The organism is Bulleidia sp. zg-1006, assembly GCF_016812035.1.
In the GTDB taxonomy this organism is placed as follows: domain Bacteria; phylum Bacillota_I; class Bacilli_A; order Erysipelotrichales; family Erysipelotrichaceae; genus Bulleidia.
This window is the reverse complement of record NZ_CP069178.1, coordinates 1336515-1357202: the sequence shown is the minus strand read 5'-3', so window position 1 is coordinate 1357202 and position 20688 is coordinate 1336515. Positions and strand designations below refer to the sequence as shown.

Sequence of the window (20688 nt, the reverse complement as noted above, 5' to 3'; positions counted from 1 at the left end):
AAAAGTTCATTAAAAGAAAGTAGATTGATAAAGTAGGTTAATACTTAAATTAGCGGTTAACAGTAGTTTTTGTTGACCGCTTTTTCCTATCCTTTGTTCATCATTAAGACCAATGATTGAACATCATTCTAAAAGAGGAAATTCTCTTTTAGGCAATCAAAGTCTATGCAATGGATACATAGCAAAAGGCTAGTCACAAATAAGGAAGGAAATAGCATCAACAATGAATGTTTAGTGATTTTCGTGATAAAGTGAATGTAGTGATGTGTGTATTGTATGCTTGTGGTATTGTTGTTTTTCTTTCTTGGACAATGATTTTTCTAAATCGTTATTATCGAAAAAGGGATTCATTTCTAGGTTTGAAAAGGATTAGTAAATAGCACTTTTAATAAAAATTAGGTTATAATGTAAACAATGAAAAAGGAGGGAAAATGAAGAAAAAATTTTCATCAAAGACTTCGTTATTGTTACATTTTGTTCGTGGGGCGAAGCGCTATTTTTTTGCGTCAATTATTTTCTCCTTCTTGGTGGCGGTGTTGCAACTAATTAATCCAAGAATTATCGGCTATACCGTCGATGCGATTTTGGATCAACAAGAAACGAAATTACCGCCTTTTTTACATGAACTCGTGAACAAGTTTGGTGGAGTTTTGTACTTACAAAAAAATCTTTGGATGATTGCTTTAGCAATTATTGGGGTGGCTTTATTGTCGATGGTATTACGCTATTTATCAGAAATCAATAACCAAAAAGGCTCGGAGACTCTTGTCAGAAATATGCGTCATGATTTATACAACCATATCTTATCCTTGCCTTACGCTTGGCATGGCACCAATCATACTGGGGATATTATCCAAAGAGCGACATCCGATGTCGATACCATTCGTAATTTCTTAACCCAGCAATTATTAGCATTGGTTCGTACCTTGATTTTCGTTTGTACCGTTTCTTTTTTTATGGTGCAAGAAAACTGGCAGTTAACCATTATTGCCTTTGCGTTTTCACCCTTGATTGTGTGGTTGGGGATTCGCTTTAGCCAACGTTTTAGCAAACAATTTGAAAAAGCTGATGAAGAAGAAGGCGTACTATCCAGCATTGTTCAAGAAAATCTAACGGGAATTCGAGTTGTTCGTGCCTTTGGTCGTGAAGTGTATGAAAAAGAGCGGTTTGATAAGCAAAATAAATATTACACAGGTCTTTGGATTGGTATTTTACGAGAACTCTCGGTGTTTTGGGCGAGAATGGATACGGTATCCATTTTACAAAAACTAACGATTATTACAGTTGGTGCGTATTTTACGGTTCTTGGTTGGATGAGTGCCGGTTCCTATATTGCCTTTGTGGCGTATAACGTTATGTTGGAATGGCCGATTCGTTCTTTAGGAAGAGTGATTTCCAATATGTCAAAAGCGGGTGTTTCCATTGACCGTCTAGCCTACATCATGAATTCAGAAGAAGAAAAAGATGTACCAGAAGCTAAAGAAGTGGCTATGAACCAAGACATTCATTTCCGGCATGTGTCTTTCCGTTATGGGAAGGATTTACCATGGGTGTTAAAAGATATCAATTTAGATATTAAAGCTGGAACAACCATTGGTATTTTAGGGGCAACGGGTTCTGGTAAATCGAGTTTAATGTACTTGTTAAATCGTCTGTATACATTGGAAGAAGGGCAAGGTTCTATTCTTATTGGGGATACGAATGTGAATGAAATTCAAGCCCGTTGGTTACGTAAGAATATTGGTATGGTTTTACAAGAACCATATCTATTCTCACGTTCTTTAAAGGAAAATATTCGTATTGCTAAACAAGAAGCCGGACAAGTTGAAGTTGAAGCGGTTGCCCGAACGGCAGCTTTGGAAGAAGCCATCAATCACTTTAGTAAGGGCTATGAAACCTATGTTGGTGAAAGAGGGGTAACACTTTCGGGCGGCCAGAAACAAAGAACAGCGATTGCGCAAATGTTGATAAGAGAAACACCCATCATGGTTTTCGATGATTCTTTATCTGCCGTAGATGCTGAAACGGATGCGAAGATTCGTCAAGCTATCCATGACGGCTCAAAGAAGAGCACAGTGATTTTAATTACTCATCGTATTTCAACTTTAATGAAAGCTGATCAGATTGTGATTTTCGATAAGGGAAGAATTGTGCAAAGAGGGACGCATGAAGAACTTCTTGCACAAGAGGGTACTTATCGTCATATCTATGAATTACAATCCCGTCAGACAGAATAGGAGGTCAGTATGAGTGAACAAACAAAAACAACGCATTTGAAGTATTTTGGTATTCCTCGGATTTGGCCTTATATTCGTATGCATAAGAAAAGAATGCTGGCAATGATTGCTTTAGGAACGATTTCTTCTATTGCGGATTCAATATTTCCTTTGTTCAATCGTTACGCTATTAATCATTTTGTGGCATTAAGGACAATGGATACAGTTGTTATCTTTGTTCTGTTGTATTTGGTCTGTATGTTGATGAGGGTGTTATCCGATCGTCAATCAACCTTTTTAGCCGCTAAAATGGAATTAGAAGTAAATCGTGATTTAAGAAGTGCCAGTTTCAATCATTTGCAGAATTTATCATTTTCCTATTTTAATCAAAATAATGTTGGTTACATTCATTCACGGGTGATTTCTGATACAGGTCGTATTGGGGAAATGTTTTCATGGGTGATGATAGATATTGTTTGGCAATTTACGTATATTGTATTTGTGCTAGTGAATATGGTGGTGTTGAATATTCAACTTGCTTTCTGGGTGATTTTATTAGTACCAATTGCCGTTCTCATTGTGACTTTTTTCCAAAAGAGATTGATTCTTCAAAATCAACGTGTGCGTGAATTGAATTCAATTATCACATCGGATTTAAATGAAGGTATTACGGGAGCCAAATCTATCAAAACAATGGTGATTGAAGAAGAAATGAGCAAAGATTTCCAAGGTGATATTGATAAGATGTACCGTGAATCTATTCGCACAGCCCGTTATGCGGGTAGCTTCAATGCGATTTTAAGCTTATTAAGTTCCGTTGCTTTAGCCATTATTCTTTGGCAGGGTGGGTATTTAACCTTAGAAGGTATCTTTGAATTAGGAACGCTTTCGGTGTTTATGACTTATGCACTTAGTTTAATGGATCCGATTCAGGGTTTAATTCAAGAAATTTCCTATGTGATTAGTACCCAAGTGAATATTGAACGTTTTGATAAGATGATGCGTACGCAATCCGATGTTGTAGATAGTGATGAAGTGGTTGAAAAGTATGGTGATACCTTCCATCCGAAGAAAGAAAATTGGGAGGTATTAAAAGGGGACGTTCGTTTTGAAGATGTGAACTTTCAATATCCGGATGGAGATGAATTAGTTTTGGAACATTTCAATTTAGACATTCCACATGGAACGAATGTAGCGATTGTTGGGGAAACGGGAGCCGGCAAATCAACCTTAGTGAATCTGGTTTGTCGCTTTTATGAACCAACGAGTGGACGGGTTTTGATTGATGGTAAAGATGCTCGTGATCGTTCGCAATTATGGCTTCATTCTAATATTGGCTATGTGCTTCAAACACCGCAATTATTTTCAGGAACCATTCGTGAGAATATGCGTTATGGAAAACCAGATGCCAGTGATGAAGAAATTTGGGCGGCTTTAAAATTAGTGGCTGCGGATGAAGTGGTTTTGAAATTGGAAGAGGGTTTAGATTCCATCCTTAGTGAAGGGGGTGGAAGTCTTTCTACCGGTGAGAAACAATTGATTTCTTTTGCCCGGGCGATTATTTCCGATCCTTCTTTATTGGTATTGGATGAAGCGACGGCTTCGATCGATACATTAACGGAAAAGAAGATTCAAGATGCGATTGCGACAGTGATTCAAGGGCGTACTTCTTTTGTGATAGCGCATCGTTTATCGACGATTGTGGATGCGGATGTGATTTTAGTCTTTAAAGATGGAAAGATTATAGAACAAGGCAAACACAAGGAATTGATGAAACAAAAGGGATACTATTTTAGTCTATACACACGACAATTTGAAGAAATAGCCATTCAAGAGAGTTTGTCATAAGCGGAGGTTTAAGCAAGTGCTTAAGCCTTTTTGTAGAATTAAGAAAAAAATAAGAAATGCTTATATGGAGTGAAAAAAGCGCGTATTTAATGCACTTTTAGTCTGTAAAGCTACTAGGGCTTAAGAATGGCTAGACTTGCGAAAAGACATAAAATAGGTAAGATAGAAGTGCAAATAACATTGATAAGGAGATTCTATGCGCTTTCTAGACCAATTTGAGTTATTTACAGATGTGATTTTTTTAATAATGACGACAGCGTATCTATACCAATTTTTCTATATTGTTTATAGTATTTTCAGACACAAAGTTCCAGTTGTACCAGATGCTAAAAAGAACCATCGCTATGCGATTTTCATTTCTGCTCGTAATGAAAGCAACGTCATTGGTGAGTTATTGGACAGTCTAAATAAGCAAGATTATCCGAAAGATAAGTATGATATTTATGTGACAGCGGATAATTGTACTGATAACACAGCCCAAGTTTCAAGAGATCATGGAGCGTATGCGATTGAACGCTTTAATGAGGAGAAAAAGGGCAAAGGCTATGCTTTGAATGAAATGTATCACAAGGTAGTTCATCTAAAAGGACAAGGTTATTATGATGCCGTGGTGGTCTTTGATGCTGATAATATCGTGGATTCCCAATTTTTAAAGGAAATGAACAAGACCTTTGATACAGGCAAGTATGATGCGATAACAACCTATCGCAATTCAAAGAACTTTGGACAAAACTGGTTAACGGCAGCTTATTCGCTTTGGTTTATGCATGAAGCTCGCCATTTGAATTATTCGCGCATGATGTTGGGTGCGCAATGTATGATTTCGGGTACTGGTTTCGTGGTTTCAACGAAGTTAATGAATATTAATGAGGGTTGGCCTTATTATTTATTGACCGAGGATATTCAGTTCTCCGTGGCTAGTACGTTACAAGGCTATCATATTGGCTATTGTGATACGGCTATTTTGTACGATGAACAACCGGCGACTTGGAAACAGGCTTGGCATCAACGCCTTCGTTGGGCAAAGGGCTTCTATCAAATTGACGGTCGTTATCTTGGACCTTTAGCAAGTGGTGTAGTCAAAGGAAAAAATCGTCGCTTGGCTTTTTATGATATTTTAATGACGGTACTGCCTTCGTCTTTATTGACGGTAGCTTTGGTTATTGCGGCTTTATGGGTGTTGGTATCTTCTTCTGTGATGCCCTATTACGTAGCGATTGTTTTCCAAAATGAGATGTTGTGGTATTTGATCAAGTTGTTTGGTGGTTCTTGGATTGGTTTAACCCTTATGGCTTTTGTGACAACGCTTCAGGAATGGAAACGAATTCCAGCAACGAAAATTGAAAAATTGGGTGCCTGTTTATTGTTCCCGGTGTATCTTTTATCGTATATACCAATTTCAATTGTGGCGATTTTCAAGAAAGTGGAATGGACACCAATTCAGCATTTCTCCACCGAACAGTTACAAAAGAAGGATAAGTAATTTAGAACGTAACAGTTTTTATAACTGCTACGTTTTTGAGTATTAGGATAGGATTATGGTAGAAGAAATTATTTCAGTGAATGCTTATCGTTTTTGTGTTCGTCATAAAGATGAGGAGATTTATAGTATTTTGTTAAGTCAAAAAGAAGGGAAAAAAGCTGGTTCAAAGTTAGCTAATCATCTAATCTATCAATTAGAGGAATATTTTGCCGGTAAGAGAAAAAGTTTTGATTTAAAGCTTCATTTTGAAGGAACTTCTTTTCAAAAATCTTGCTGGAAAGCTTTATTAAAAATTCCTTATGGTGAAACAAGAACTTACCAAGAGATAGCTAGGAAAATAGGCAAAGGAAAAGCCTGTCGAGCAGTTGGACAGGCAATTCATAGAAATCCATTTGTGATTGTGGTGCCTTGCCATCGAGTGATTTTAAAGGATGGCTCTTTGGGTGGTTATTTGTATGGTGAAGAAATGAAGCGGACTTTATTGGAATTGGAGAAGAATCCATGAATAATTCTTCTCCAGATATAAAAAATACCGTCTAATAACGGTATTCAGTAAATTAGTGGAGCTTAGGAGGATCGAACTCCTGACCCCCTGCTTGCAAAGCAGGTGCTCTCCCAGCTGAGCTAAAACCCCAAGATTAATATCAATGAATAAAGTAGTGGGCCTGAATGGATTTGAACCAGCGACCTCACCCTTATCAGGGGTGCGCTCTAACCAACTGAGCTACAGGCCCATTCATTGAATGCCTATCTATAATACCAATGCCCTTTTTTAATGTCAACAGCTTTCTTGAATTTTTTTCAAAGCCTTGGTATTCTTTTGACACGGAGGTAACAATGGAAGCTTTTGTGACATGGTGGGCAGAACATATAGGAAAATTATTGTCACCATTGGTATCAACATTTTTAGTTAGTTTATTACCAATTATTGAATTAAGAGGCGGTTTAATCCTTGCGTCTTTATTAAAGGTTCCACTATGGCAAGCTGTTTTCGTGGCAGTTATTGGCAACATTCTCCCAGTACCATTTATTTTATGGGGAATTGAAAGCTTCTTGCATTGGCTAGTGGAACACCGGATGAGTCGATTGGCAACATGGATAGAACGGAAAGTTGAAAAAAACAAAGAGAAGATAGAAACGGTTGGTCTATGGGGTTTGGTACTTTTTGTGGGCATTCCTTTACCCGGAACAGGAGCGTGGACAGGTTCTTTGTTGGCGGCGGTTTTAGATATGGATCGCAAGAAAGCTAGTCTAGCAATTGCACTTGGTGTCGGCTTAGCGGCCTGTATAATGACTATCTTATCCTATGGTTTTTTAGGAAATATTGTGCATTAAAAGGAATTTTGTGCTTTAATAGGGAAAAATGAGGTGAGTATGCATTATAGTGTGGTCATTGTCGCTGCCGGGGTGGGGCAACGAATGAAGTTAGGCTTTAATAAAGCCTATGCGAAATTATCCACTGGTAAAACGATTGTAGAAACAACGGTTGCTGTCTTTCTACAAGATCCTGATTGCAAACAAATTGTCTTGGTGACGGATATGGAAGATCCTTATACAAAACAATTAGCGGCTCAATATGGTCGATTAGTTGTCGCAAGGGGTGGTGCTACAAGACAAGAAAGTGTTTGTTCGGGATTGCGAGCAGTGCTATGTGATTACGTTTTAATTCATGATGGGGCTAGACCATATGTTCGTTTAGAATTGATTGATCGGGTTAAGAAAGCTTTAGAAATAGAAAAAGCGGCGTTACTCGCCATTCCTTCAAGAGATACGGTTAAACGGGTGAAGGATGGTTATGTTGTAGAAACCTATCCTCGTAGTGAATTGATGTTAGCACAAACACCTCAAGGTTTTGAAACAGATTTAATTATTGATTGCTATAAAAAAGCAATGAAAGAGGGTTATTTAGCAACGGATGATGTGTCTTTGGTGGAACATTATAGTGATGTACCTGTTAAAATTGTTGAAGGTAGCCCAAGCAACTTTAAGATAACAACACCGGATGACTTACGATAGTCATCCTTTTTTATAGGCAGAAGAATAACGGTCTATATTCCGGTAGCTTGGTTTAATCCAATAAAACGAAAAAATTCAACTTATCTTCTATCCTGTTCATATAATTAAACCCGGATACAATTTATAAATTAAGGTTAATTGCCGGTATTTTAGATAATCAAAAAAAGAGTGCTAAGACATTTTTGGTAGACTTAACTATTGAAAAAAGGAAACTAACTCCTAATAATAGGCAGGATTCATTGTTTCAAGACATCTACAAATAAAATAAATGTCTTTTTGATGGAAAGAGGATTTCCTAGGGAATAAAGGGGTATGAAGTGCGAAAGATGTGGAAATGAAGATCCAAATTATTTTTATCATGGAAAAAGAGGCCGGTATTGTCGAAAATGTGTTTCCTTCTTAGAAGAAAATAAGTTGGATTGGTCGCTAACCAAAGAAGATTGCGATGAATATTATTTGAGCTATTCCTTATCTTCAAAGCAGAAAGAAATATCTTATCAATGTGCTTTGGCCATTGAATACCAAGATGTTTTATTGCGTTGCGTTTGTGGATCCGGTAAAACAGAGATGGTTTTAGAAACCATATCAAAACAGCTTAAGAAAGGGAAAGTAGTTGGCTTTGCGGTACCAAGAAGGGAAGTCGTATTGGAATTGAAACAACGCTTGGCAGAGATATTTCGACAAGCTAAAGTAATTGCGGTTTGTGCCGGTCATACGAAAGAAACACAAGGCGATATTGTGGTCTGTACGACGCATCAACTATATCGATATGGATATGCCTTTGATGTCTTAATTCTCGATGAACCGGATGCGTTTCCTTTTAAAAACAACCCTGTTTTATGGGGATTTGCACAAAGGGCTTGTTTAGGGCATACAGTTTTTTTAAGTGCTACTCCGAATGAGATTATTTTAAAAAGAGAGAATTTAAAAATTCTTCGTCTTGATCAAAGACCACATGGTAAGCCATTGGTAGTCCCTCGGCTTAAATATGGTCTATTTGTTACACAATTGATTCGTTTATGCCGTTGGTTAAGGAACAGAAAAACCATTCCCTGCATGGTCTTTTTACCAACCATATCTTTAACAAATGGGTTTTATCGCATTTTCCATTGTTTTTATCCATGTGAAAGGATAACGAGTGAAAGTCAGAATAAAGAAGAAATAGTAACTTCTTTTCGTAAGGGGAAATTTCATCTTTTGTTTTGTACAACGGTTATGGAAAGAGGTATTACGATTGAGGGCGTTGATGTTTGTGTGTGGAAGGCAGAACATGCTGTTTTTGATCAAGCGAGCTTAATTCAAATTGCCGGTCGAGTGGGTAGAAAGTTTGCACATCCAAGTGGGGATGTTTTATTTCTATGTCAAGAAAGATCGAAGGTGGTTGAAAAAGCTATCCAATCCATAAAGGTATCCAATGCGTTGTCTTCTTTGTGATGAAAGGAAGAATGGGTCTTTATGGGAATTGTTTTTTTCAAAGGATCCTTTGTGTTTTGAATGTCGAAGCAGTTTGCTAAGAAAATCCATCTGCTTTGAGTTTCATGGTGTTTATTTGCGGGCGGATTATGTATATGATGTGGCATTTTCTCGCTTATTGAGGCAATTTAAGGAACAAAAGGATGAAGCGTTAAAGTCAGTGTTTCTTTATGGATTAGAGAAAAAGATTTGGTGGCGATATCGAGGTTATACGGTGGTTTTTATGCCATCGAGAAAAGATAAGCTACAAGAAAGAGGCTTTTTTCCTTTGCAAGAAATCTTTGCGAACATCCCTTTACAACAAAAAACTCTTTTTAAAAAAGAAGGCGCTATGGACCAAAAAGATGCATCGCTTGAGCAAAGACTTGAGGTAGGAAAGTCTATTTCTTTGATTTCAGATGGGGATATACCAAAACGTATTCTATTAGTGGATGATACCATTACAACCGGTGCAACATTAAAAGCCGCTTTGGATTTATTAAAAGAAAAAGAGGTTGAGATTCAGATTTATTGCCTTTCGGTTAATCAAAAGTGGTTATCTAACTTGTTATGATAAAAACGATTGCTTTTTATGCGATTGCCTTTTAGTGTGTATTTCCTTATAATTAACCTGATTTACTATGCGAGGACAAAATTATTATGGCGAACTTTTTAACAAGACTTTTTAATGAAGACGCAAGAAAATTGGCTAAACTTGAGAAACAAATTCAGCCAATTCTGGCTTTAGAAGAAGAATATGCGAATTTAAGTGATGAGCAATTGCAAAATAAAACAATAGAATTTAAAGAACGCTTGCAAAAGGGTGAAAGCTTAGAAGACATTTATGTTGAAGCTTTTGCGACCGCAAGAGAAGCTTGTAAGCGAGTGATTGGTGAATTTCCCTACCCGGTTCAGTTAATTGGAGCGACCGTCATGCAAGGTGGCGATATTGCTGAAATGAAGACGGGGGAAGGTAAGACCTTGACCTCGGTTATGGCGGTTTACTTAAATGCACTAACAGGAAAAGGGGTTCATGTGGTAACGGTCAATGAATACTTAAGTAAGCGTGACTCCGAGTGGATGGGACAAATTCATCGTTTCTTAGGTTTAACGGTTGGTTTAAACCTCCACCAATTAGCCCCTAGCGAAAAAAGAGCTGCTTATGCTTGCGATATCACTTATACAACCAACTCTGAATTGGGTTTTGATTACCTAAGAGACAATATGGTTACGGATCTAAAAGATCGTGTATTAAGGGGCTTGAACTTTGCGATTGTCGATGAGGTGGACTCCATTTTAATCGATGAATCGAGAACCCCATTGATTATCTCCGGTGGTAAGAAACAAACCGCTAACTTATATCTACAAGCTGACCGCTTTGTGAAGGCATTGCGTAAGGATGAAGATTACGAATTAGATGTCAAATCTAAGACAGTTCAATTAACAGAATCAGGTGTGCATAAGGCTGAAAAAACCTTTAAGATTGATAATCTTTATAACCTAGCCTATACCCAATTATTACACCACATTAACCAAGCTTTAAAAGCAAATTACATTATGTTGTGTGATATTGATTATTTGGTGGATACCGAAAATGATGAAATTGTGATTGTTGATCCAAATACAGGACGTTTGATGCAAGGGCGTCAATGGTCAGATGGTTTACACCAAGCTGTTGAGGCAAAAGAAGGGATTTCTATCAAGCAAGAAACCACTACGCTAGCGACTATTACTTATCAGAATTTTTTCCGCTTATACAATAAGTTAGCGGGTATGACAGGTACTGCTAAAACGGAAGAAGAAGAATTCTTAGATATTTACAATATGTATGTTGTTGAAGTACCTACCAATCGTCCCATCATCCGTTTGGATTATCCCGATGCGGTCTTTGGGAGTAAGAAGGCGAAATTCTCGGCTTTGGTTGATGAAGTGGTTAAACGCCATGAAAGCGGACAACCCGTATTGGTCGGTACCATTGCCGTTGAAACTTCGGAATTGATTTCTAAATATCTACAAGAACGTCATATTCACCATGAAGTTCTCAATGCGAAGAATCACCAACGGGAAGCGGAGATTATTGCGAAAGCCGGTCAAATTGGTTCGGTTACTATTGCAACGAATATGGCTGGTCGTGGTACTGATATTAAGTTGGGTGAAGGTGTGCGTGAACTAGGCGGTTTATGTGTTTTAGGTTCAGAAAGACACGAATCTCGTCGTATTGACAACCAGTTACGGGGTCGTTCTGGTCGTCAAGGGGATCCTGGTATGTCTCGTTTCTATATTTCGGTTCAAGATGATTTGATGGTTCGTTTTGCACCGGAACGTTTTGAATCCTTATTTGCGTCTTTAGGAGATACAGCGATTGAATCCAAGACCGTTACCCGTTCTATTTCTTCTGCTCAAAAGCGTGTGGAAGGAGTAAACTACGATGCTCGTAAACAATTATTGCAATACGATGATGTTATGCGCCAACAGCGTGAAACCATGTATGAACAACGCGACTATATTTTGGAACATGAAGATATTCATAGCTTTATTGAGAATATGTTCAAGCGTGTTATTTCGGATTTAGTGGCTTCACATGTCAACCCGGAAAGTCGTCAGTTGCATGTAAACGATTATGTAAAGGCATTAGATAGTTTGGGATTTGAAGGTATTGTGCAAGCGGAAGATATTCAAAATATGAATGATGAACAAGCCATTGACTTCAGTACCGAAAAAGCTTGGCAAGATTACGATGAAAAGATTGATCCGGTGCGTGAGCAAATTCAAGACTTTGAACGCAATATGACTTTAAGTGTCATTGATCGTGCTTGGTCGGATCATATTGATAATATGTCTAAGCTAAGAGATGGTATTGGTTTACGCTCTTATGCCCAAGGTAACCCTTTACAAGCCTATGTGTCAGAAGGTTTCCAGATGTTTGAAGATATGCAAAGAACGATTTCCAAAGATGTTGTGAATTACTGCATGAATGTACAAGTGGTGAAACAAGAAGAGGTGGCTTAATGGAACTTTATGAATTAAAACAGATTTTAAGTCAACGCCAAGCCAAATTGGAGTCGCTTGGCTCCTCACTTTGACTTAACTGCAAAGAAAGAAGAAATCCAAAAAAATAATGACTTAATGGCGCAAGAAGACTTTTGGAATGATCAAAAGAAAGCGCAACGAATTATCAAAGAAAACAACGGTTTAAAAGACTTGGTAAGTCAACATGAAAAACTTACGGAAACCACCTTAGATTTATTAGCTTCCGTGACTGATTTACAAGCTTCCTTGGATGAAGATATGAAGGAATTGGTGGAAGAGGAATTTTTGAAATACAATATGGATTACGCCAATTTTGAGGTTCGTGTTCTTTTATCGGGTCCTTATGATGACCATAACGCTATTTTAGAAATTCATCCAGGCGCTGGTGGGACAGAAGCGATGGATTGGGCAGGGATGTTGTATCGGATGTACACACGCTTTGCGGAAAGACGGGGTTATCAGTTAGAAGTTATGGATTATCAACCGGGGGAAGAAGCGGGTGTAAAATCCGTTTCGATGCGTATTTCCGGGAATATGGCTTATGGTTATTTAAAAGCAGAAAATGGAGTGCATCGTTTGGTGCGTATTTCACCATTTGATTCCAATGCAAGAAGACATACTTCCTTCGCTTCGGTTGAGATCATGCCTGAATTTGAAGATGATTTAGAAATTGAACTTGATGAAAAGGATTTAGAAGTGATTACCATGCGTTCTTCAGGGGCGGGTGGGCAGCACATCAATAAAACCGACTCGGCGGTTCGTATGACTCATAAACCAAGTGGTATTACTGTTTTTTCTCAATCACAACGTTCCCAGCTTCAAAACCGAGAAACATGTTTGAATATGTTGAAATCAAAGCTATTACAGCTTAAAATTCGAGAACAGGAACAAAGAGCTTCTGAAATCAAAGGAGAAGTAAAAGCGAACGAATGGGGCTCTCAAATTCGTTCTTATGTCTTTGCGCCATACACCATGGTGAAGGATTTAAGAACAGGTTATGAAGTGGGTAATGTTCAATCGGTTATGGATGGAGATATTGAAGGCTTCATTGATTCTTATTTGCGTAGTCAATTATAGAGGATAGTTGATAATTGCGATTATCGCTGTTTCTTGATGGTATTTTATGACTGGTAGGATTGTCATCCTACCTTTTCTAATGAAAACACATAAAAACTAGGATTACCCCTAAACATTTATTTTTCCAAAGTATAGAAATCCTTATAGCGACCAGTTAGGAACAATTCAACCATTTCCCCCGTTAAAGAAGCGACACCATTGGTATCCAAATCTTCACTTGGATCCGCCCATCGAGCTAAACGAAGTTCTTCTGTATCCATGTGAATGCTTTCATCTCCATCCACTTGCGCAAAGAAACCAAATAAAAGAGAAGAAGAAAAGCCCCATGGCTGAGATTTATAATAACGGATGTTTTTAACTTTTAAACCAGTTTCTTCTTGTACCTCACGAATAACGGTTTGTTCAATGGTTTCTCCAATTTCTGAATAACCAGCTACTAAAGCATACTTTTGATAATCGCCTTGGGCGTACTTGGTAACCAATAATTGATTTTTTGAATTGATAATGGCAACGATTATAGCTGGAGAAATTTTTGGATATAGAACATGTTGACAATGTGGACAACGAAGAGCTCTTTCTTTTTTATCCAGCTGTAAAAGCTGTCCGCACTTACCACAATATTGATTATCCTGATACCAATGGAATAAATGAAGAGCGGTTAAAGCCGCAAAGCCTAAAAATTGCGGTTCATAATAGCGTAGTTGACGAGCTGAAAAGGAAGTATGCTCTAAAGAGCGAAGATCACTTAGAAAGAAATGGTGAGTTCCCATTGAGAATAAATAGATATAACGATCGTTATTCGGACAATCTTCATACTGAAAGAAACGACCATCCGGTTTTGTGATGATTTGATTATTTTCAAAGTAGAAAATCTTATCCCCCTTTTTTGCCTTTTGATTAGGATTGTAATGATTGGTCATGACATAAGGATAAATATCTTGAATCATAGTTGCCTCTTTTCTTTTTTGGAATAAAACAAAAGAAAAACCATCTAAAACTTTTTAGATGCCCATAGAATCATTATACGCTAAATAATTTTTAAAAAACAGACTTGGAAAAGTATAAAAAGTTGCTATGATGAAGGTGTAAAAGATGTCCCCTTGGGTAGAAAGGAGAGCAGAATAGATGAAGGAGATTCTTCTCGAATTAAGGTAGCGTTCTTTTAGTTGCCTGGCTAAAAGAATTAGAGGAAACAGGCAAGGGGGTATATACCCATGTACAGTTTAAAAAGTGAAAAATTGAATATTACATAAAAATTGGTTTGGAATACAAGATTCCAACAGCGAGGTAACTCGCAAGAAAGAGTGTCCATGAGACACTCTTTTTTAAGGTATACTTAATCTAGCGAGGATTAAAGTATGAAAGAATTAATTCAATATCGGAAACAATTATTAGAAGGTAATCAAATACGCTTGCGAGGAACCATTGAAAGCGATAAAGAAATCTTTGCGAAATGGTGGAATGAGGATTCACTATTATTAGGAAACCGCTCCCGTCTATTTCCAACTTATGAAGAAGAAAATAAAAAGTTATTTACCGCATGGTCAGGTAATGAGAAAAAAGATGGTTTTGGTTTAACCATTGAGAATTTACAAGGAGAAGTGGTTGGTCATTTATCCTGTTTCGGTTTATTACTACCAGAAAGAATCGCGACTTTAGGTATCTTTATCGGTCCTGAATTCCAAGGTTTAGGTTATGGTTCGGAAGCAATGAAAAAAGGTATTAAAATCGTCTTTGAAGAATTAAATGCCCATAAAGCAGAAGTCAATGTATTTTCTTACAATGCAAGTGCTATCCATGTGTATGAAAAAGTTGGTTTTGTAAAGGAAGGAGTTCGACGAGCGGCTTCCTACCATCATGGTCAATACTACGATGTGATTACAATGGGTATTTTAGAAGAAGAATATTACGGAAAAGACTGAAAAAGAAGGCGTTTATTCGCTTACCTTTAGGAAAAGGGATATAATTAATGACATATATTAAAGAGGTAATTTTATGACAGTAAATGAAAGAATAGAAGCACTTCGTCAGCTGATGGCGGAGAATTGTTTGGATGTTTATTATGTGCCGAATGAAGATGATCATTTATCCGAAGAATACACGGCTGATTATTTCAAAGCTAAGTCCTATATGTCCGGCTTTAGTGGTGAATCAGGTTGTGTGATTGTAACAAAAGATTTTGCCGGTTTATGGACCGATGGTCGTTATTTCACCCAAGCAGAAAATGAATTGGCTGGCAGCCAAGTGGAATTGATGCGTTTGCGTCAAGAGGGTATCCCAAACCCATTGGATTTCTTAGTGGATCAAACACCGGTTCATGGTAAGTTAGGCTTTGATGGTTCGGTTGTTAGTGCTCGAACCAAGAATTTCTTACAAAAGAAACTCGAACAGAAACAAGCCTCTATCGTGAATGATGTGGATTTGGTTGGACAAATTTGGAATGAACGTCCAAAAATGCCGGAAGAATCTTTATTTGTATTAGATACGAAGTACACCGGTGTTGGTGCCAAGGATAAAATTATCCAAGCTAGAAAGTCCATGCTAGAAGCGGGTGCCGATGTTTTATTCTTAGCGGCTTTAGAAGATCCATGTTGGTTATTGAACATTCGTGGTAATGATATTGAAAACACTCCGGTGACCTATGCTTTTGTGTTAATGACAGAAAATGAAGTGAATTACTATGTCAATGAAAAGAAAGTGAACGTAGAGGTTCGAGCACACTTAGAAAATAGTGGGGTAACCATTAAGGATTACGATGAAATTGAAACGGATTTATTAAAGCTGCAAAATAAGGTTGTTTTAGCAAATTTAGATACATTGAATTCTAAGTTATATACTGCTTTACAGGGTAATACAATTCTTGATCAAGAATCACCAATTGCGTATCGTCGAGCGATTAAAAATGAAGTTGAAATCGAATGCACCAAGAATGCTCATGTCAAGGATGGGGTAGCGGTATTTAAGTTTATTCATTGGTTAAAGAATGAAGTGAAGAAAAATGAAGTAACGGAAGTTAGTGCACAAAATAAGTTATACGATTTACGCGGTGAAGGTCAAGACTACATTGAACCATCCTTCACAACTATTTCTGCTTATCAAGCTAATGGAGCTATGATGCACTATTCAGCAACAGAAGAAAATCACGCTAAGTTGGAACCAAAGGGCTTCTTACTAGTGGATTCAGGTGGCACTTATAAAGATGGCACAACGGATATCACCCGTACGATTGCCGTTGGTCCTTTAACAAAGGAAGAAAAGAAGTACTATACCTTAGTTCTAAAAGGTCATTTAGATTTAATGGCGGCTCATTTCTTAAAAGGTACGACAGGGAATAATGTTGATATTTTAGCCCGTCAGCCTTTATGGAAGGAAGATATTGATTACCAATGTGGAACAGGGCATGGTGTGGGTCATGTTCTGGCGGTACATGAAGGTCCGCATCGTATTGGTTGGGGTTTCTCTAGTCTACGTCCACCAGTCCCTTTTGAAGCGGGGATGATTGTAACGGATGAACCGGGTGTTTACTTACCACATGAATTGGGTATTCGTATTGAAAATGAATTATTAGTCGTGAATGGCAACAAGAATTTCTATGGTCAATTCATGCATTTTGAAACATTAACCTATGTGCCTTATGAAGTCGAAGCAATTGAAGTTTCTTTATTAACGGATGAAGAATTGATACAGTTAAATGCTTATCATGCGCAAGTGCGTGCAATTTTAAGTCCTTATCTTAAAGGAGAAGAATTAGCGTACTTAGAGGAAGTAACCAAGGAGCTTGTTCGTTCATGAAGTTTATTTCATGGAATGTGAATGGGCTTAGAGCGGTCATGAAAAAAGGCTTCCATGAGTTTTTTGAAGCAGTGGATGCGGATATATTTGCGCTTCAAGAAACGAAGATGCAAGCCGATCAAATTACCTCGGATATGGAATTTGAGGGCTATTATCGTTACATGAATTCAGCGGAAAGAAAAGGTTATTCAGGAACGATGGTGTATTGTAAGGAAGAGCCACTTTCGGTGCAATACGATATTGATGGTGATTCTTCTAAAGAGGGACGAGTTATTACACTAGAATATCCGGACTATTATTTTGTCACAGCTTATGTGCCGAATTCAAAGGAAGGTCTAGTGCGTTTGGATTTCCGCTTGGAATGGGAAGATGCTCTAAGGGCACATTTGAAGCAATTAAATGAAAAGAAAGCCGTGGTTTATACTGGTGACTTGAATGTGGCACATGAAGAAATCGATTTAAAAAATCCCCAATCCAATCATAAAAATCCTGGTTTTTCTGATGAAGAGCGGGGAAAGATGAGTGAATTATTGGCTTCGGGTTATGTGGATTCATTCCGCTATTTATACCCGGAAGAAGTGAAGTATTCATGGTGGTCTTATCGAGCGGCGGCTAGAGAAAGAAATGTCGGCTGGAGAATTGATTACTTTATCGTGTCAAAGGATGCGAAGGAAAAAGTCAAGGATTCTTTAATTTATGATCAAGTGATGGGGTCAGATCATTGTCCTGTTGGCTTAGAGCTGGACTTATAAGGAGAGAAGTATGACAGTAAAAGAAAAGGTACAAGCAAATCGACAAGAATTATTGAAGCGATTGGCTACTTTGGTTTCCATTAACTCAGAAATGGGGGAAGCGAGTGTTGACGCTCCTTTTGGATCAGGTCCTAAAAAAGCATTGGAGACGGCATTAAAAATGATGGAGGCTGACGGTTTTGCGGTAAGGAATGTGGATAACTACATTGGTTATGGTGAGATTGGTCAAGGCGATGAAATTATTGGTGTCATTGCTCATTTGGATGTTGTGCCGGCCCATAAAGAAGATGGCTGGAATAGTGATCCATTTGAAATGGTTGAAAAAGATGGAATTGTCTATGGTCGTGGTGTGAGTGATGATAAAGGGGCGGCAGTTGCCTCTATGATCGCCTTGAAAATCATTCAAGAAAGTGGTATTCCTTTGAACAAGCGAATTCGTTTAATTTTAGGAACCAATGAAGAAAATGGTTCGAAATGTTTGGAGCACTATGTAGAAAAATTAGGTTCTGTGGATTATGGCTTTACACCAGATGGTGATTTTCCGGCCATTCATGGTGAAAAGGGGTTGATGAGAGGCTACTATTCTTCTAAGGATAGTCATATTTTGGATATTGTTGGTGGTAGTGCTGAAAATGTGGTAGCTCGTCAATGTATGGTGAAGGTGGAAAAGAATACTTTCTCTAAGAAAGTGCTGGAGGATTTCTTCAATGACCACAATATTAATTTTTCCTTGGAATGTGATGATAAAGCTTGTACATTAGTGGTTGAAGGAGTTGCAGCTCACGCTTCTTTACCACATTTGGGTGTGAATGCGATTAGCTATGCCTTGGTGGGTTTGAAGGAAGCCGGCTATCAAGATTCATTTGTGGAGTTCTATTGCTCACATTTCGGTTTATCAACGGATGGTTCGGGAATGAATGCGAAGTGTGAAGATGAATTTGGTTCTTTAACGATGAACACCGGAGTTATTACTATGAAGGATGGTGTGATTCGTGGTTCAATTGATGCTCGTTTCCCGGTCACAAAGAGTGTGAAGGAAATGTTGAAAATGGTGGCAGATCGTTTGGAGGATGAAGGTGGTCAAGTTGTCTTTGATGCAATGGCGGAGCCTTTATATTTCCCACCGGATGCGCCACTAATTAAAAGCTTAGTTTCAGCTTATCAAGAGGTAACGGGTGATTATGAAGCGAAGCCATTTGTGATTGGCGGCGGTACTTACGCAAAGGAAATTAAAAATACCATTGCGTTTGGTTGTGCTTTTCCCGGTACGGATTATCATATCCATGATGCGAATGAATTCTGCCCGGTGGATGAACTTCTACTACAAACGGAAATCTATATTCGTGGAATTGAAAAATTATTAGAATTATAAAAAAGCGATTTAGGTCGCTTTTTTGATTGTGGTATAATAACGCCATGAAAAAAGCAGCGTTAATCTATGACTTTGATGAAACATTAAGTCGTAAAAATATGTTTGAATTCGATGTTTTAGCGGATTTGGGATACAAGGATAGTTCTGTATTCTGGCAAGAAATGATTCAGTTGGCTTTAGAAAAGGATATGGACTATGTAGCGGCGTATCTTCTTCTATTAAAGGAAGGCTTTGCGAAGAAAGGGATGCCATTAACCAGAAAAAAGTTGCAACAATACGCCAAAAATATTGTTCTATGTGATGGAGTGGAAACTTGGTTTTCAAGAATAAGTGATTTTGGCAAAACGCTTGATTTAGAAGTGGAACACTATATTATTTCTTCGGGTTTAAAAGAGATATTAGAAGCCTTGGATATCGCTAAGTACATTACGAAAATCTATGCTTCATCGTATTTCTATGATGAAAAAAAAGAAGCGTATTGGCCCGGTCAGGTAATCAATTACACGACTAAAACGCAATATGTGTTCCGTATTAATAAACAAATCTTATCGGATACTGTCGCGAATGTGAATAGCTATGTACCGCTTGAAGAAAGACCAATTCCTATTTCACGTATGATGTATATTGGCGATGGTTTTACGGATGTGCCTTGTATGCGTTTGGTTAAAGAGTATAAAGGGAAGTCGATTGTGGTTTATCATCCTAGCCAAAAGGAATCATTAAAAGTAAGTGAAACACTTCTAAAGGAAGGAAGAGCGAATGTGGCAGTACCGGCCAATTATGAAGAAAATAGTCCTTTGGATAAGTATGTGAAGCAGAATTTAAAAGAAATTCGTGAAAAGATAAACTTAAAAGAAAAGGAGAATAAAATATGGATCGAATAAAGAAATATTTAAAAATAGTTCAAGATTATTTCAAATCCATTCATTGGAAGGATCCAATGGTTATTATTCTTTCTTCTTTATTAGTCTTTTTAACACTTGGTTCCGTGATTGGTTTCATTGTTATAAAGAGACAAGCAAGAAATGAATTAAAGAAACCTTTGGTTATCTTAGATGCGACCTATGGTGGCGAACAAAAGGGTTATGAAGGCATTGTTAACGAAGCGGATGTGGCTGAGAAAACCGTTACTGCTTTGGAAAAGAAATTGCTGGTAAATGGCTATCGGGTGAAGCGCACACATCCAGCCGGAACTTTTGTTACTTTGGAAGAAAAACTGAAGCTTATTAAGAATAGTCAGCCAGCCTTGGTTTTAAGTATTCGAGCAGGGCATAGTGATAAGCCGGAGACAGCCGGTGTTCGTTTTTATGCGAATCCAAAACAAAGTGAAACGGATAGCATCGCTTTCGCTTTAAAGAATTCTTTCAGTCGTGGTCATAAAGGTGTTTGGGCAGGTTATCTTTTCTATAAACAAGCAGAAAAGAATACCCAAGTGGCTAACTATGTAGACTTAGGTGGTAAGAAAGAAAAGTTAGAAACATGGGCTATTATGAATGATTCGGATAAGAAAATCATTGTTGCGGAACAGTTTTTTATCACCAATCAAAAAGATGTGAAGACATGGCATTCGGATAAAGGTTATGAAGAAATAGCGAAGCTTTATCTAAGCGCTATTCAACAAGTGATTAAGAAGTAGGAGCTATCCTACTT

General features: G+C 37.8%; 17 protein-coding genes and 2 tRNA genes. 16 read left to right on the top strand and 3 right to left on the bottom strand.

Features of this window, described 5'->3' with window-relative positions; translation table 11 throughout:
* Nucleotides 1-431: 431 nt before the first annotated feature.
* The 4 genes from JOS54_RS06885 (at nt 432) to JOS54_RS06870 (ending at nt 6052) form a co-directional block, all read left to right on the top strand.
* A complete protein-coding gene (locus JOS54_RS06885; protein ID WP_203244854.1) occupies nt 432-2237 on the top strand; it encodes an ABC transporter ATP-binding protein in 1806 nt (601 codons plus the stop codon).
* Nucleotides 2238-2246: 9 nt separating this feature from the next.
* Nucleotides 2247-4064 carry an ABC transporter ATP-binding protein gene (locus JOS54_RS06880; RefSeq protein WP_203244853.1) on the top strand — a complete coding sequence of 606 codons (1818 nt, stop codon included), beginning with the start codon at nt 2247-2249 and terminating at the stop codon, nt 4062-4064.
* Between the two features lie 196 nt (nt 4065-4260).
* Complete coding sequence (locus JOS54_RS06875; protein ID WP_203244852.1) at nt 4261-5547, top strand: glycosyltransferase family 2 protein; 1287 nt, start codon at nt 4261-4263, stop codon at nt 5545-5547.
* A gap of 55 nt (nt 5548-5602) precedes the next feature.
* Complete coding sequence (locus JOS54_RS06870; RefSeq protein ID WP_203244851.1) at nt 5603-6052, top strand: methylated-DNA--[protein]-cysteine S-methyltransferase; 450 nt, start codon at nt 5603-5605, stop codon at nt 6050-6052.
* A 56-nt stretch (nt 6053-6108) separates the two neighbouring features.
* Here the strand turns inward: JOS54_RS06870 and JOS54_RS06865 are convergent.
* A tRNA-Ala gene (locus tag JOS54_RS06865) sits at nt 6109-6181 on the bottom strand.
* 26 nt (nt 6182-6207) lie between these two features.
* Nucleotides 6208-6281 (bottom strand) — tRNA-Ile (locus JOS54_RS06860).
* Nucleotides 6282-6384: 103 nt separating this feature from the next.
* Here JOS54_RS06860 and JOS54_RS06855 point away from each other — a divergent pair.
* The 6 genes from JOS54_RS06855 (at nt 6385) to prfB (ending at nt 13122) form a co-directional block, all read left to right on the top strand.
* Complete coding sequence (locus tag JOS54_RS06855) at nt 6385-6882, top strand: small multi-drug export protein (RefSeq protein ID WP_203244850.1); 498 nt, start codon at nt 6385-6387, stop codon at nt 6880-6882.
* Between the two features lie 39 nt (nt 6883-6921).
* The gene (gene ispD / locus JOS54_RS06850) at nt 6922-7563 is read left to right on the top strand and encodes a 2-C-methyl-D-erythritol 4-phosphate cytidylyltransferase (RefSeq protein ID WP_203244849.1); all 642 of its coding nucleotides are present in this window, start codon (nt 6922-6924) and stop codon (nt 7561-7563) included.
* A gap of 312 nt (nt 7564-7875) precedes the next feature.
* Nucleotides 7876-8997: a helicase-related protein gene (locus JOS54_RS06845; protein ID WP_203244848.1), complete on the top strand. Its 1122-nt coding sequence runs from the start codon at nt 7876-7878 to the stop codon at nt 8995-8997.
* Nucleotides 8978-9589: a ComF family protein gene (locus JOS54_RS06840; RefSeq protein WP_203244847.1), complete on the top strand. Its 612-nt coding sequence runs from the start codon at nt 8978-8980 to the stop codon at nt 9587-9589. Before JOS54_RS06845 ends, JOS54_RS06840 begins: the two co-directional genes overlap by 20 nt.
* An 86-nt stretch (nt 9590-9675) precedes the next feature.
* Entirely contained in the window at nt 9676-12024 is a 2349-nt protein-coding gene (secA, locus tag JOS54_RS06835) for a preprotein translocase subunit SecA (protein ID WP_203244846.1), read from the top strand.
* A protein-coding gene (gene prfB / locus JOS54_RS06830; protein ID WP_238928349.1) for a peptide chain release factor 2 occupies nt 12024-13122 on the top strand; the annotation gives its coding sequence in 2 pieces (ribosomal slippage) (nt 12024-12095 and nt 12097-13122; 1098 coding nt in all). The genes secA and prfB overlap by 1 nt, the downstream gene beginning before the upstream one ends.
* Before the next feature lie 116 nt (nt 13123-13238).
* Here prfB and nudC read toward each other — a convergent pair.
* Nucleotides 13239-14069, bottom strand: coding sequence for an NAD(+) diphosphatase (gene nudC / locus JOS54_RS06825; RefSeq protein WP_203244844.1), 831 nt, complete (start codon nt 14067-14069; stop codon nt 13239-13241).
* 411 nt (nt 14070-14480) lie between these two features.
* Between nudC and JOS54_RS06820 the strand changes: the two genes are divergently transcribed.
* The 6 genes from JOS54_RS06820 to JOS54_RS06795 all read left to right on the top strand — a co-directional run bounded on the left by JOS54_RS06820 (nt 14481) and on the right by JOS54_RS06795 (nt 20674).
* Entirely contained in the window at nt 14481-15044 is a 564-nt protein-coding gene (locus tag JOS54_RS06820; RefSeq protein ID WP_203244843.1) for a GNAT family N-acetyltransferase, read from the top strand.
* A 73-nt stretch (nt 15045-15117) separates the two neighbouring features.
* Nucleotides 15118-16914: an aminopeptidase P family protein gene (locus tag JOS54_RS06815; RefSeq protein ID WP_203244842.1), complete on the top strand. Its 1797-nt coding sequence runs from the start codon at nt 15118-15120 to the stop codon at nt 16912-16914.
* Entirely contained in the window at nt 16911-17666 is a 756-nt protein-coding gene (locus JOS54_RS06810; protein WP_203244841.1) for an exodeoxyribonuclease III, read from the top strand. Before JOS54_RS06815 ends, JOS54_RS06810 begins: the two co-directional genes overlap by 4 nt.
* Before the next feature lie 10 nt (nt 17667-17676).
* On the top strand, nt 17677-19038 hold the full coding sequence (locus JOS54_RS06805; RefSeq protein WP_203244840.1) for a Sapep family Mn(2+)-dependent dipeptidase: 1362 nt from the start codon (nt 17677-17679) through the stop codon (nt 19036-19038).
* Between the two features lie 44 nt (nt 19039-19082).
* Nucleotides 19083-19922, top strand: coding sequence for an HAD family hydrolase (locus JOS54_RS06800; protein WP_203244839.1), 840 nt, complete (start codon nt 19083-19085; stop codon nt 19920-19922).
* The gene (locus tag JOS54_RS06795) at nt 19910-20674 is read left to right on the top strand and encodes an N-acetylmuramoyl-L-alanine amidase (protein WP_203244838.1); all 765 of its coding nucleotides are present in this window, start codon (nt 19910-19912) and stop codon (nt 20672-20674) included. The genes JOS54_RS06800 and JOS54_RS06795 overlap by 13 nt, the downstream gene beginning before the upstream one ends.
* Nucleotides 20675-20688 lie beyond the last annotated feature (14 nt).

Bases quoted from the DNA above. Each gene is read 5' to 3' on its own strand.
- secA (WP_203244846.1), top strand. From the start codon at position 9,676: ATGGCGAACTTTTTAACAAGACTTTTTAATGAAGACGCAAGAAAATTG.
- JOS54_RS06820 (WP_203244843.1), top strand. From the start codon at position 14,481: ATGAAAGAATTAATTCAATATCGGAAACAATTATTAGAAGGTAATCAA.
- JOS54_RS06795 (WP_203244838.1), top strand. From the start codon at position 19,910: ATGGATCGAATAAAGAAATATTTAAAAATAGTTCAAGATTATTTCAAA.
- JOS54_RS06885 (WP_203244854.1), top strand. From the start codon at position 432: ATGAAGAAAAAATTTTCATCAAAGACTTCGTTATTGTTACATTTTGTT.
- JOS54_RS06810 (WP_203244841.1), top strand. From the start codon at position 16,911: ATGAAGTTTATTTCATGGAATGTGAATGGGCTTAGAGCGGTCATGAAA.
- JOS54_RS06880 (WP_203244853.1), top strand. From the start codon at position 2,247: ATGAGTGAACAAACAAAAACAACGCATTTGAAGTATTTTGGTATTCCT.
- ispD (WP_203244849.1), top strand. From the start codon at position 6,922: ATGCATTATAGTGTGGTCATTGTCGCTGCCGGGGTGGGGCAACGAATG.
- JOS54_RS06870 (WP_203244851.1), top strand. From the start codon at position 5,603: ATGGTAGAAGAAATTATTTCAGTGAATGCTTATCGTTTTTGTGTTCGT.
- JOS54_RS06800 (WP_203244839.1), top strand. From the start codon at position 19,083: ATGAAAAAAGCAGCGTTAATCTATGACTTTGATGAAACATTAAGTCGT.
- JOS54_RS06875 (WP_203244852.1), top strand. From the start codon at position 4,261: ATGCGCTTTCTAGACCAATTTGAGTTATTTACAGATGTGATTTTTTTA.
- JOS54_RS06805 (WP_203244840.1), top strand. From the start codon at position 17,677: ATGACAGTAAAAGAAAAGGTACAAGCAAATCGACAAGAATTATTGAAG.
- JOS54_RS06855 (WP_203244850.1), top strand. From the start codon at position 6,385: ATGGAAGCTTTTGTGACATGGTGGGCAGAACATATAGGAAAATTATTG.
- JOS54_RS06815 (WP_203244842.1), top strand. From the start codon at position 15,118: ATGACAGTAAATGAAAGAATAGAAGCACTTCGTCAGCTGATGGCGGAG.
- JOS54_RS06845 (WP_203244848.1), top strand. From the start codon at position 7,876: ATGAAGTGCGAAAGATGTGGAAATGAAGATCCAAATTATTTTTATCAT.
- JOS54_RS06840 (WP_203244847.1), top strand. From the start codon at position 8,978: ATGCGTTGTCTTCTTTGTGATGAAAGGAAGAATGGGTCTTTATGGGAA.
- nudC (WP_203244844.1), bottom strand. From the start codon at position 14,069: ATGATTCAAGATATTTATCCTTATGTCATGACCAATCATTACAATCCT.